We start from the raw sequence: 11,945 nt of genomic DNA on the forward strand, positions 1-11,945 counted from the left end.
GATTCTGAAAAAGTTCAGAAATCAATATTCGATGCGAATATTCATTTCTAAGCTTTGACGTAAGGTGGTGGAGCCAAGCGGGATCGAACCGCTGACCTCCTGCGTGCAAGGCAGGCGCTCTCCCAGCTGAGCTATGGCCCCAACAAGAAACTGGTGGGTCTGGGCAGATTCGAACTGCCGACCTCACCCTTATCAGGGGTGCGCTCTAACCAACTGAGCTACAGACCCAGTTAAGAGCTGTTACCGATATCGTCTTCTTCAATGAATCAAGCAATTCGTGTGGGAGCTTATAAGACAGCTGATGTCTGTCGATTAAGGAGGTGATCCAGCCGCAGGTTCCCCTACGGCTACCTTGTTACGACTTCACCCCAGTCATGAATCACACCGTGGTAACCGTCCTCCCGAAGGTTAGACTAGCTACTTCTGGTGCAACCCACTCCCATGGTGTGACGGGCGGTGTGTACAAGGCCCGGGAACGTATTCACCGCGACATTCTGATTCGCGATTACTAGCGATTCCGACTTCACGCAGTCGAGTTGCAGACTGCGATCCGGACTACGATCGGTTTTGTGAGATTAGCTCCACCTCGCGGCTTGGCAACCCTCTGTACCGACCATTGTAGCACGTGTGTAGCCCAGGCCGTAAGGGCCATGATGACTTGACGTCATCCCCACCTTCCTCCGGTTTGTCACCGGCAGTCTCCTTAGAGTGCCCACCATAACGTGCTGGTAACTAAGGACAAGGGTTGCGCTCGTTACGGGACTTAACCCAACATCTCACGACACGAGCTGACGACAGCCATGCAGCACCTGTGTCAGAGTTCCCGAAGGCACCAATCCATCTCTGGAAAGTTCTCTGCATGTCAAGGCCTGGTAAGGTTCTTCGCGTTGCTTCGAATTAAACCACATGCTCCACCGCTTGTGCGGGCCCCCGTCAATTCATTTGAGTTTTAACCTTGCGGCCGTACTCCCCAGGCGGTCAACTTAATGCGTTAGCTGCGCCACTAAAATCTCAAGGATTCCAACGGCTAGTTGACATCGTTTACGGCGTGGACTACCAGGGTATCTAATCCTGTTTGCTCCCCACGCTTTCGCACCTCAGTGTCAGTATGAGCCCAGGTGGTCGCCTTCGCCACTGGTGTTCCTTCCTATATCTACGCATTTCACCGCTACACAGGAAATTCCACCACCCTCTGCCCTACTCTAGCTCGCCAGTTTTGGATGCAGTTCCCAGGTTGAGCCCGGGGATTTCACATCCAACTTAACGAACCACCTACGCGCGCTTTACGCCCAGTAATTCCGATTAACGCTTGCACCCTCTGTATTACCGCGGCTGCTGGCACAGAGTTAGCCGGTGCTTATTCTGTCGGTAACGTCAAAATACTCACGTATTAGGTAAGTACCCTTCCTCCCAACTTAAAGTGCTTTACAATCCGAAGACCTTCTTCACACACGCGGCATGGCTGGATCAGGCTTTCGCCCATTGTCCAATATTCCCCACTGCTGCCTCCCGTAGGAGTCTGGACCGTGTCTCAGTTCCAGTGTGACTGATCATCCTCTCAGACCAGTTACGGATCGTCGCCTTGGTGAGCCATTACCTCACCAACTAGCTAATCCGACCTAGGCTCATCTGATAGCGCAAGGCCCGAAGGTCCCCTGCTTTCTCCCGTAGGACGTATGCGGTATTAGCGTTCCTTTCGAAACGTTGTCCCCCACTACCAGGCAGATTCCTAGGTATTACTCACCCGTCCGCCGCTGAATCGAAGAGCAAGCTCTTCTCATCCGCTCGACTTGCATGTGTTAGGCCTGCCGCCAGCGTTCAATCTGAGCCATGATCAAACTCTTCAGTTCAATACTGCTTGGGTTTTGAGAAAACCCTAAACTTGGCTCAGCAATCTCAAATGACTTACTTTCAAATCTTTCGATTTTTCGTGTAGCCACTTGTGATGCTGATAATCTTTTTGACTATCAGTCTGAACTCACAAGCACCCACACGAATTGCTTGATTCAGTTGTTAAAGAGCGGTTGGTTAAGAGCTTTTCGCCTCAACCGAGGCGCGCATTCTACGCTTCCCTCAGAGCCTGTCAAGCGTTTATTTTGAAGTTTTTCGTTCAAATTCAACTGCTTGACTCGCTGCGATCTCTCGTCAGCGGGAGGCGAATTCTACAGCGTTTCAAACCGCTGTCAACTGCCTTTTTCACCGCTGTCGATCTTTCGATCGAAGCCCCTCCGGAATGCCCTTAAACTGCTAACTCGTTGAAACTCAAGGAGTTTTCAGTTCCGACTGCGCCGGAAGTGGGGCGAATTATAGACAGATCCACAGGGGCGTCAAGGGTTGATTTCAAACTTTCTCAAATCAACCGCAAAACGCCTTTTGCCTATATATAGAAGGAGCTCTTACTCTGCCTTCAAAGTAATGCGCGCAAATGCCTTCTTGCCCGCCTGGCACACATGGGTCGCGCCAAGTGCAAACATGAAGTCGCGATCAACCACCGCACCGTCGACTTTCACGGCGCCGCCATTGAGCAGGTCCCGCGCCATCGCCGAGTTCTTCACCAGACCCGCCCGGTTCAACACGGCAGCGATCGGCAAGCCTTCAGCCGCAGCAACCTCGACATCAGGCAGGTCCTCCGGCAACTCGCCCTCTTTCATACGGTTACCTGCCGCGCGGTGAGCATTGGCGGCAGCCTCCTCACCATGGAAGCGTGCAACGATCTCTTCCGCCAGCTTGATCTTGATGTCACGCGGGTTCGCGCCATTGGCGACATCGGCACGGAACTGCTCGACCTCTTCCATGGAGCGGAAGCTCAGCAGCTCGAAGTAACGCCACATCAAGGTGTCGGGAATCGACACGAGCTTGCTGTACATCACCCCAGGGGCTTCCTGGATGCCGACATAATTGCCCAGCGACTTGGACATCTTCTTCACACCGTCGAGCCCTTCGAGCAGCGGCATGGTCACGATGTTCTGCGCTTCCTGGCCGTAGGCGCGTTGCAGCTCGCGCCCCATCAGCAGGTTGAACTTCTGGTCGGTACCGCCGAGCTCGACGTCGCACTTGAGCGCTACCGAGTCATAGCCCTGCACCAGCGGATAGAGGAACTCATGGATCGCGATCGGCTGGTTGGTGGTGTAGCGCTTGTCGAAGTCGTCGCGCTCGAGCATGCGCGCCACGGTGTACTGCGACGCCAGGCGAATGAAGTCGGCCGGGCTGAGCTTGTCCATCCAGGTGGAGTTGAACGCGACTTCGGTCTTGGCCGGGTCGAGAATCTTGAACACCTGCTGTTTATAGGTCTCGGCGTTATCCAGCACCTGCTCGCGGGTCAACGGCGGACGGGTAGCGCTCTTGCCGCTCGGATCACCGATCATGCCGGTGAAGTCGCCGATCAGGAAGATCACCTGGTGGCCCAGGTCCTGGAACTGACGCAGCTTGTTGATCAGGACGGTATGCCCCAGGTGCAGGTCAGGCGCAGTCGGGTCAAATCCCGCCTTGATCCGCAGCGGTTGCCCGCGCTTGAGCTTCTCGACCAACTCGGACTCGACCAGTACCTCTTCCGCTCCACGCTTGATCAGCGCTAGCTGCTCTTCAACCGACTTCATAACAGACCCGTAAGGCTCAGATTCAAAGGGACCCAACCATACAAGATCAGCCATCAAATACAAGTTTTTGCCCCGAGTGTGACCTCGAAGCCGACTGATGACGTCTGCGCGCTTGCGCTGAAGGGGATTTGGTTATATTTTATACAGTTATTTCATCTTCATCATGTCATTCATCTTTTCCACTTCATCTATTTCAAAGTCAATTCATCTATGACCAACGAACCGCCTAAAGCGCCCCCGCTTTATCCGAAGAGCCACCTGTTGGCCGCCAGCGGCATCGCCGCCTTACTCAGCCTGGCCTTGCTGGTGTTTCCATCCAGCGAGGTCGAAGCCAAGAAGACTACCCTGAACCTGGAGCTGGAAAGCCCGGCCGAGCAACTCAAGCAGGAACAGGACGCCCCACTTACCCAGAACACCGATACCGCCCCCTCGCCGTTTGCGCAGATCGACAACAGCGCTACGCCAACCGAGGAAACCGCCAAGGCCGAGCCCGCGCCGGCCGCCGCCGAAGCCGCGCCGGCCAGCAAAGACCCAAGCCACCGCGAAGTTACCGTGAGCCGTGGCGATACCCTGTCGACCCTGTTCACCAAGGTCGGCCTGCCAGCCACCGCCGTGCACGAAGTTCTGGCCAGCAACAAGCAGGCCAAGCAGTTCAGCCAACTCAAGCATGGCCAGGTGCTGCAGATCGAACTGGACAAGGACGGCCAGCTGGCCAGCCTGCACAGCAAGCTCAGCGACCTGGAAACCATTCGCCTGACCAAGAGCGCAAACGGTTACGCGTTCAACCGTGAGATCAGCAAGCCGGTGATGCGTTCCGCCTATGTTCACGGGGTGATCAAGAGCTCGCTGTCGGCCTCGGCCCAGCGCGCCGGCCTGAATCACAACCTGACCATGGATATGGCACGTATCTTTGGCTACGACATCGACTTCGCCCAGGATATCCGCCAGGGCGACGAATTCGACGTGATCTACGAACAGAAGGTCATGAACGGCAAGGTCGTCGGCACCGGCAATATCCTGTCCGCACGCTTTACCAACCGCGGCAAGAGCTTCACCGCGGTGCGCTACACCAACAAGCAAGGCAACACCAACTACTACACCGCTGACGGTAACAGCATGCGCAAGGCGTTCATCCGTACCCCGGTTGATTTCGCCCGCATCAGCTCGCGCTTCTCGGCTGGCCGCAAGCACCCGATCCTGAACAAGATCCGCGCCCACAAAGGCGTCGACTATGCAGCACCGCGCGGCACGCCGATCAAGGCAGCCGGTGATGGCAAGGTCCTGCTCGCGGGCCGCCGCGGCGGTTATGGCAATACCGTGATCATCCAGCACGGCAACCGCTACCAGACGCTCTACGGGCACATGCAGGGCTTCGCCAAGGGCGTGAAGACCGGCGGCACCGTCAAGCAAGGTCAGATCATCGGCTACATCGGCACTACCGGCCTGTCCACTGGCCCACACCTGCATTACGAGTTCCAGGTCAACGGCGTGCACGTCGATCCGCTCGGGCAGAAGCTGCCAATGGCCGACCCGATCGCCAAGGCCGAGCGCCAGCGCTTCCTGCAGCAAAGCCAGCCGCTGGTAGCGCGCATGGACCAGGAAAAGGCCACCCTGCTCGCCTCGAGCAAGCGCTAGGCAATGCCGCTCTATCTTGGTGTGATGTCCGGGACCAGCCTCGATGGCCTGGACATCGCCTTGATCGAACAGGAGCAGCAGCTCACGCTGCTCGCCACTCATTACATCCCCATGCCCGCCAGCCTGCGCCAGGACCTGCTGGAGCTGTGCGCTAGCGGGCCTGACGAGATCGCCCGCGCGGCCCTGGCAGAGAACCAGTGGGTACGCCTCGCAGCCGAAGGCATCCAGCACCTGCTGGCCACCCGTAACCTCAAGCCCGAGGCCATTCGCGCCATCGGCAGCCATGGCCAGACCATCCGTCACGAACCGGCGCGCGGCTTCACCGTGCAGATCGGCAACCCGGCCCTGCTGGCCGAGCTCACCGGCATCAGCGTAGTCAGCGACTTCCGCCGCCGTGATGTTGCCGCCGGCGGCCAGGGCGCACCGCTGGTACCGGCCTTCCACGAAGCGCTGTTCGCCCATCAGGGTCAACGCCTGGCAGTGCTCAACGTCGGCGGTTTCAGCAATCTGAGCCTGATCGAACAGGACAAGCCCGTCAGCGGCTTCGATTGCGGGCCGGGTAACGTGTTGCTCGATGCCTGGATCCAGCAGAAGCAGGGGCACAGCTATGACGCCGATGGCGCCTGGGCTGGCACTGGCCAGGTGATCCCCGGTTTGCTCGCGTCTCTGCTAAGCGATCCGTTCTTCGCTGGCAGCGGACCGAAAAGCACCGGTCGCGAGGTGTTCAACCTGCCTTGGCTGCAACTGCACCTGACGTCTCAACCGAGCTACAGGGATGAAGACGTGCAGGCCACCCTGCTGGAGTTGACTGCGCGCAGCATCGTCAGCTCGCTGCAGGCGGCACAGGACGACACCCAGGCGGTGCTGGTCTGCGGTGGCGGCGCGCACAACAGCGTGCTGATGCAGCGCCTGGCAACCCTGCTGCCCAACGCCCGGGTCAGCAGCACTGCGGCGTGCGGCATCGACCCTGACTGGGTTGAAGCCATGGCCTTCGCCTGGCTGGCCCACTGCTGCCTGGAGCATATCCCCGCCAACCGCCCCAGCGTCACTGCTGCCCGTGGCCTGCGAGTACTGGGCGCGATCTACCCGGCATAAACCGCAGATAGCAAAACGCCGCGCATCGGCGCGGCGTTTGCGGTACTGCCCTTGCAATCAGATCGAGAACGAAGAACCGCAACCACAGGTCGTGGTGGCGTTCGGGTTCTTGATGACGAAACGCGAGCCTTCCAGGCCTTCCTGGTAATCCACCTCGGCTCCTGCCAGGTACTGGAAACTCATTGGATCGACGACCAGGGCCACGCCTTCGCGCTCGACGATGGTGTCGTCTTCGGCAACGTCTTCATCAAACGTGAAACCGTACTGAAAACCCGAGCAACCGCCGCCGGTCACGAATACTCGCAACTTCAGGCGATCATTGCCTTCTTCATCGACCAGGGTCTTCACCTTGTGCGCTGCACCCTCAGTGAACTGCAATGCCACGGGGGTGAAGGATTCGACGCTCATGCTGACTATCTCCCGGCGCTATGCCGCCATAATGCGTGATGACGCGCATTATCCGCTTCTCCGAGAAAAGCGGTCAACAATACAAAAGCTGCAAGCGGCTGGCTGCAAGCGATAAGCGGCTCGCGTCCGGCTCTGACATGCAGCTTGAAACCTGCCGTTGGAGGCTTAGGGCAGCAGGCCGGCGTGGGAAAGCCCCATGCGTTCGTCCAGGCCAAAGAGGATGTTGAGGTTCTGTACCGCCTGCCCCGACGCGCCCTTGACCAGGTTGTCGATCACCGACAGCACCACCACCAGGTCGCCGCCTTGCGGACGGTGCACGGCAATCCGGCAGACGTTGGCGCCGCGCACGCTGCGGGTTTCCGGGTGGCTGCCAGCCGGCATTACGTCGACGAACGGTTCATCGGCATAGCGCTTCTCGAACAGCGCCTGCAGATCGACCGAGGTATCGGCGACGGTGGCATACAGGGTCGAATGGATACCGCGGATCATCGGCGTCAGGTGCGGCACAAAGGTCAGGCCGACATCAGTACCAGCCGCCCGGCGCAGGCCCTGGGTAATCTCCGGCAGGTGACGATGGCCCTTGACCGCATAAGCCTTCATGCTCTCGCCCGCCTCACAGAACAGCGAACCGACCGCCGCGCCACGACCGGCGCCGCTGACACCGGACTTGCAGTCGGCAATCAGGCGCGAGGCATCGGCAATGCCAGCTTCGAGCAGCGGCAGGAAGCCCAGCTGGGTGGCGGTAGGATAGCAACCCGGCACGGCGATCAGGCGCGCCTGGCGGATCTGCTCGCGATTGACTTCAGGCAGGCCGTACACCGCATCCTTGAGCAGATCCGGCGCGCCGTGAGGTTGGCCGTACCACTTGGCCCATTCATCGGCGTCCTGCAGGCGGAAGTCCGCGGACAGGTCGATGACCTTGGTGCCAGCGGCCAGCAGCTCGCCCGCCAGGGCATGGGCAACCCCGTGCGGGGTGGCGAAGAACACCACGTCGCAGGCGGCCAGGGTCTTCACGTCTGGCACGCTGAAAGCCAGGCCATCGTAGTGGCCGCGCAGGTTCGGATACATATCGGCAACCGCCAGGCCAGCCTCGGAGCGCGAAGTGATCACCGCCACCTCGGCCTGTGGATGCTGTGCCAACAGACGCAGCAGCTCGACCCCGGTGTAACCCGTGCCGCCAACGATACCGACCTTGACCATAACGCGTGCCCCTTATCAACGAACCAACAGGAAAGCCCACGATAATAGGGGTGCTGAAACACGCCTACAACTGTTGCGATGGCCCGCAAGCCCCCTAGCCTCTACTATCTGACGACCGTGAACCCTGAAGGAACTCAACCCCATGCTTTTTCTCTGGATCAAAGCGCTGCATATCGTCAGCGTGGTCTGCTGGTTCGCCGGCCTGTTCTACCTGCCGCGCTTGTTCGTCTACCACGCGCAAAGCCAGGACAGCACCAGCCAGGAGCGCTTCGTGATCATGGAGCGCAAGCTGTACCGCGGGATCATGCTGCCGGCAATGATCGCCAGCCTGGTCTTCGGCATCTGGCTGCTGAGCCTGACGCCCGGCTTTCTCAGCCAGGGCTGGATGCACGCCAAACTGACCCTGGTGGTGTTGCTGGTCGGTTACCACCATATGTGCGGCGCGCAGCTCAAACGCTTCGCCCGTGGCGAAAACAAACGCAGCCACGTGTTCTACCGCTGGTTCAATGAAGTGCCGGTGCTGGTCTTGCTGGCCGTGGTAATTCTGGTGGTGGTCAAACCGTTCTAACCTAAGCCCATAATCAGCCTCGGGAAACCTGCCATGTCATTGCCTGCCCTGCTCGAACAACGCTTGCGCCTGCCGGTCGTAGCGGCACCGATGTTTCTGATCTCCAACCCGCAGCTGGTGCTGGCCTGTTGTGCCAACGGCGTGGTCGGTAGTTTCCCGGCGCTGAACCAGCGCGACAGTGCCGGTTTCGAGGCCTGGCTGGAGGAGATCGAAGCCGGCCTGACGGCCCTCGACAAGCCTGCGCCGTACGCAGTCAATCTGATCGTGCATCAGAGCAACCCGCGCCTGCAGGCGGACCTGGCGCTGTGCGTCAAGCACCGGGTGCCCATCGTCATCACCAGCCTGGGGGCCGTCAAGGAGGTAGTTGATGCCGTGCACAGCTACGGCGGCCTGGTGTTTCATGACGTGACCACGCGCCGGCATGCCGAGAAAGCCGCCGAAGCCGGCGTCGATGGCTTGATTGCCGTAGCCGCCGGCGCTGGCGGGCACGCCGGGACCTGGAGCCCGTTCGCGCTGATCGCCGAAATCCGTCAGTTCTTCAGCAAGACCCTGTTGCTGGCTGGCTGCATCAACCGCGGCCATGAAGTGCTCGCCGCACAGTTGCTGGGGGCAGACCTGGCTTACCTGGGCACGCGCTTTATCGCCACCCATGAAAGCCTGGCGCCGGGACCCTACAAAGAAATGATGCTTGAAGCCAAGGCAGCCGATATCATCCACACCGCTGCGGTTTCCGGGGTACCTGCAAGCTTTATGCGCCAGAGCCTGGAAAACGCCGGTTTCGACATGACCGCCCTGCGCACCCATACCGAAACCAAGCTCAAACCCATCGACGACGAGGCCAAGGCCTGGAAGACCGTCTGGTCTGCCGGACAAGGTGTCGGTGCTATCGACCAGTTGTGCTCGGTCGAGCAACTGATTACCCGCCTGGATGCCGAGTACCGCCAGGCGCATGCCTCGGCCACAGCCCTGAGCCGCCACTGGCCGGGCTGATTCACGCGTTATCAAGGCAAAGGAAGCCCGCATGAACAACACCCTCACCTTCGCAAACGAACTGATGAGCCCGCAAGGCCGAATCGGTCGGCTCCGCCTTCTGGCCTGGAGCCTGGGTTTGATTGCGGCCACTGTAGCCTGCGCGCTGCTGCTGGGTTGGGTGACCAGTGCAGTGTGGAAAGACGCTGCCGCACTGTTCCTGATTGCTGCCCTTATCGCTCGAATCATGAGCATGATCTTCTTCGTCAAGCGCCTCCACGACCTGAACTGGAGTGGCTGGTTCTGCTGGGCAGTGTTGTTGCCCTGGGTCGGCAATTTCCTGCTGCTGCTCCTGCTGGTGATGCCTGGCAATCGAGGCAACAATCGCTTCGGACCTGCCCCGCCGCCCAACAGCATGGCCGTCGTTATTCTGGCCTCGATGTGGCTGGTGGTGATCGTTGGCGCAGTGGTGTTGACCGTGTTCCGGCCCGGTATCTGAATCACACCGGCAGCACCTCACGCCCGCTACCTGTAAACTGCGCACTTTGGCCACTCTTCCCGACTGGAGAACTGCATGACCCGTTACGCCATGATCACCGGTGCCTCCAGCGGCTTAGGCCTGGCACTGGCCGAGGCGCTGGCACGTCGGGGACGCAATCTGATCCTGGTGGCCCGCCAGCGTGACCCGCTGGAAAGCATCGCGATCGAGCTGACCCAGCGCTTTGGCGTCGAAGTGCTGTTTCGTGCCTGCGACCTGGGCGAGCCGTTGCGCCTGTCGGGGTTTCTGCTGGAGCTGGAAGAAAGCGAGCGGCATATCGACCTGCTGGTCAACTGCGCCGGCATCCGTTCCTACGGCCACTTCCTGGCCCAGGAGTGGAGTGATGAACAGGACCTGATCGAGGTGAATATCCTGGCCTTGACCCGCCTTTGCCACGCCCTGGGTAATGCCATGGCAGTTCAGGGCGGCGGGCAGATCCTCAACGTTGCGTCCCTCGCCGCCTTTGCCCCGGGCCCCTGGATGAGCAGCTATGCGGCGAGCAAAGCCTATGTGCTGCACTTTTCCGAAGGCCTGCGTGAAGAACTCAAGCGCACCGGCATCAAGGTTTCGGTGCTCTGCCCAGGTCCCGTGCGCTCGCCGTTGCGGCGCATCCCACGGTTGGAGAAAGGCCAGCGCAGCCTGAGCCCCGAGGAAGTGGCGCTGTATACCGTTCGCGCCCTGGACAAGAACCGCGCCCTGATCATCCCTGGCCGCCGCAACCGCTGGCTGGCCTTCAGCCCGCGCCTGTTGTCGCGCTGGGTAACGCGCAAGCTGGCCGGCGCCATCAACCAGGCCTATTGCCCCCGCTAGTAGCACAGGGCTGGGCGCACGCGCCTGGCCTGCGTACACTCAAGTCCGATTACTCTCATGGAGCAGCCGTAGTGGATACTCTGTTTACCAAGATCATCAACCGGGAGATCCCGGCCAGGATCATCTACGAGGACGACCAGGTTCTGGCCTTCCACGATATCGCCCCGCAGGCACCGGTCCATTTTCTGGTTATCCCGAAAAAACCGATCCGCACCCTCAACGACCTGACCGAAGCAGACAAAGGCCTGGCCGGGCACCTCCTCTTCACCGCTCAGCGGCTGGCCAAGGAACTGGGCTGCGAAGAAGGCTTTCGCGTGGTCATGAACTGCAATGAGCAAGGTGGGCAGACCGTCTACCACATTCACATGCACGTGCTTGGCCAGCGTCAGATGCACTGGCCACCGGGCTGATCCAGGGCAAGCCCCGGCATCGCGATTGGGGTAAACTGTCGGGCACATTCTTGCGGAGGTGCCCGATGGCTACCGAACGTCACTATTCCCCGCTCGACCGCTTGTTGCTGCAGGCCGACACCGCCATGCGCACCTTGCTGCCCTTCAGCGGCCAACCTGCCCGACCGTCACCGGCGATCATCCAGCCGGACGTTACCCTGGACGAAACGCAAACCCGCCATGTGGCCGGGCTCATGCGTATCAACCATACCGGTGAAGTCTGCGCCCAGGCGCTCTATCAGGGCCAGGCCCTGACCGCCAAGTTGCCTCAGGTACGCAAGGCCATGGAGCACGCCGCCGAAGAAGAGATCGACCACCTGGCCTGGTGCGAGCAGCGTATTCGCCAGCTTGGCAGCCACCCCAGCGTGCTCAACCCGCTGTTCTACGGCATGTCCTTCGGTATTGGCGCCTTTGCCGGCCTGGTCAGCGACAAGGTTAGCCTGGGCTTTGTCGCCGCCACCGAGCATCAGGTGTGCAAGCACCTGGACGAGCACCTGGAGCAGATCCCGGCCGAAGATGAAAAGTCCCGTGCGATTCTTGAACAGATGCGTATCGACGAAGAGCAACATGCCGAGTCCGCCCTGGATGCAGGCGGCTTTCGCTTCCCGGCGCCAGTGAAGTTCGGCATGAGCCTTATGGCCAAGGTCATGACCAAAAGCACTTATCGTATCTAGGAC

11 protein-coding genes, 2 tRNA genes and 1 rRNA gene are annotated in these 11,945 nt (G+C 60.0%); 8 read left to right on the forward strand and 6 right to left on the reverse strand.

Annotated features, from left to right (window positions below; genetic code table 11):
* Window positions 1-65 precede the first annotated feature (65 nt).
* The 4 genes from KHO53_RS07870 to tyrS form a co-directional block, all read right to left on the reverse strand.
* Window positions 66-141, reverse strand: a tRNA-Ala gene (locus KHO53_RS07870).
* A 10-nt stretch (window positions 142-151) separates the two neighbouring features.
* Window positions 152-228 (reverse strand) — tRNA-Ile (locus tag KHO53_RS07875).
* A gap of 85 nt (window positions 229-313) precedes the next feature.
* Window positions 314-1,850: ribosomal RNA gene (locus KHO53_RS07880) — 16S ribosomal RNA — on the reverse strand.
* A gap of 546 nt (window positions 1,851-2,396) precedes the next feature.
* Window positions 2,397-3,596 carry a tyrosine--tRNA ligase gene (gene tyrS, locus KHO53_RS07885; RefSeq protein WP_213570162.1) on the reverse strand — a complete coding sequence of 400 codons (1,200 nt, stop codon included), beginning with the start codon at window positions 3,594-3,596 and terminating at the stop codon, window positions 2,397-2,399.
* Window positions 3,597-3,806: 210 nt separating this feature from the next.
* Here tyrS and KHO53_RS07890 point away from each other — a divergent pair, with 210 nt between their 5' ends.
* Complete coding sequence (locus KHO53_RS07890; RefSeq protein WP_010221481.1) at window positions 3,807-5,231, forward strand: peptidoglycan DD-metalloendopeptidase family protein; 1,425 nt, start codon at window positions 3,807-3,809, stop codon at window positions 5,229-5,231.
* Window positions 5,232-5,234: 3 nt separating this feature from the next.
* On the forward strand, window positions 5,235-6,326 hold the full coding sequence (locus tag KHO53_RS07895; protein WP_036995073.1) for an anhydro-N-acetylmuramic acid kinase: 1,092 nt from the start codon (window positions 5,235-5,237) through the stop codon (window positions 6,324-6,326).
* A 57-nt stretch (window positions 6,327-6,383) separates the two neighbouring features.
* Here the strand turns inward: KHO53_RS07895 and erpA are convergent, their stop codons facing one another.
* Both erpA and argC read right to left on the reverse strand, forming a co-directional pair.
* Complete coding sequence (gene erpA / locus KHO53_RS07900) at window positions 6,384-6,734, reverse strand: iron-sulfur cluster insertion protein ErpA (protein ID WP_010221479.1); 351 nt, start codon at window positions 6,732-6,734, stop codon at window positions 6,384-6,386.
* Between the two features lie 165 nt (window positions 6,735-6,899).
* Window positions 6,900-7,934, reverse strand: a complete 1,035-nt coding sequence (argC, locus tag KHO53_RS07905) for an N-acetyl-gamma-glutamyl-phosphate reductase (protein ID WP_010221478.1) — start codon at window positions 7,932-7,934, stop codon at window positions 6,900-6,902.
* Between the two features lie 142 nt (window positions 7,935-8,076).
* On the opposite strand from argC, the gene hemJ reads away from it, so the two are divergent.
* The 6 genes from hemJ to coq7 all read left to right on the forward strand — a co-directional run bounded on the left by hemJ (window position 8,077) and on the right by coq7 (window position 11,942).
* The gene (hemJ, locus tag KHO53_RS07910) at window positions 8,077-8,502 is read left to right on the forward strand and encodes a protoporphyrinogen oxidase HemJ (RefSeq protein ID WP_010221477.1); all 426 of its coding nucleotides are present in this window, start codon (window positions 8,077-8,079) and stop codon (window positions 8,500-8,502) included.
* A 33-nt stretch (window positions 8,503-8,535) separates the two neighbouring features.
* A complete protein-coding gene (locus tag KHO53_RS07915; RefSeq protein ID WP_010221476.1) occupies window positions 8,536-9,492 on the forward strand; it encodes an NAD(P)H-dependent flavin oxidoreductase in 957 nt (318 codons plus the stop codon).
* Window positions 9,493-9,523: 31 nt separating this feature from the next.
* Entirely contained in the window at window positions 9,524-9,970 is a 447-nt protein-coding gene (locus KHO53_RS07920) for a DUF805 domain-containing protein (RefSeq protein WP_010221475.1), read from the forward strand.
* A gap of 75 nt (window positions 9,971-10,045) precedes the next feature.
* Window positions 10,046-10,819, forward strand: a complete 774-nt coding sequence (locus KHO53_RS07925) for an SDR family NAD(P)-dependent oxidoreductase (protein ID WP_010221474.1) — start codon at window positions 10,046-10,048, stop codon at window positions 10,817-10,819.
* Between the two features lie 71 nt (window positions 10,820-10,890).
* Complete coding sequence (locus tag KHO53_RS07930) at window positions 10,891-11,229, forward strand: histidine triad nucleotide-binding protein (RefSeq protein ID WP_010221473.1); 339 nt, start codon at window positions 10,891-10,893, stop codon at window positions 11,227-11,229.
* A gap of 65 nt (window positions 11,230-11,294) precedes the next feature.
* Entirely contained in the window at window positions 11,295-11,942 is a 648-nt protein-coding gene (gene coq7 / locus KHO53_RS07935) for a 2-polyprenyl-3-methyl-6-methoxy-1,4-benzoquinone monooxygenase (RefSeq protein ID WP_010221472.1), read from the forward strand.
* Window positions 11,943-11,945: the final 3 nt, after the last annotated feature.

Origin of the sequence: Pseudomonas sp. RC2C2 (genome assembly GCF_018390435.1) — a bacterium.
GTDB classification, from domain to species: domain Bacteria; phylum Pseudomonadota; class Gammaproteobacteria; order Pseudomonadales; family Pseudomonadaceae; genus Aquipseudomonas; species Aquipseudomonas donghuensis.

What these genes read in the sequence shown, in the direction of transcription:
- tyrS (WP_213570162.1), bottom strand. Translation starts at nt 3,596, where the DNA reads ATGAAGTCGGTTGAAGAGCAGCTAGCGCTGATCAAGCGTGGAGCGGAA.
- KHO53_RS07890 (WP_010221481.1), top strand. Translation starts at nt 3,807, where the DNA reads ATGACCAACGAACCGCCTAAAGCGCCCCCGCTTTATCCGAAGAGCCAC.
- KHO53_RS07895 (WP_036995073.1), top strand. Translation starts at nt 5,235, where the DNA reads ATGCCGCTCTATCTTGGTGTGATGTCCGGGACCAGCCTCGATGGCCTG.
- erpA (WP_010221479.1), bottom strand. Translation starts at nt 6,734, where the DNA reads ATGAGCGTCGAATCCTTCACCCCCGTGGCATTGCAGTTCACTGAGGGT.
- argC (WP_010221478.1), bottom strand. Translation starts at nt 7,934, where the DNA reads ATGGTCAAGGTCGGTATCGTTGGCGGCACGGGTTACACCGGGGTCGAG.
- hemJ (WP_010221477.1), top strand. Translation starts at nt 8,077, where the DNA reads ATGCTTTTTCTCTGGATCAAAGCGCTGCATATCGTCAGCGTGGTCTGC.
- KHO53_RS07915 (WP_010221476.1), top strand. Translation starts at nt 8,536, where the DNA reads ATGTCATTGCCTGCCCTGCTCGAACAACGCTTGCGCCTGCCGGTCGTA.
- KHO53_RS07920 (WP_010221475.1), top strand. Translation starts at nt 9,524, where the DNA reads ATGAACAACACCCTCACCTTCGCAAACGAACTGATGAGCCCGCAAGGC.
- KHO53_RS07925 (WP_010221474.1), top strand. Translation starts at nt 10,046, where the DNA reads ATGACCCGTTACGCCATGATCACCGGTGCCTCCAGCGGCTTAGGCCTG.
- coq7 (WP_010221472.1), top strand. Translation starts at nt 11,295, where the DNA reads ATGGCTACCGAACGTCACTATTCCCCGCTCGACCGCTTGTTGCTGCAG.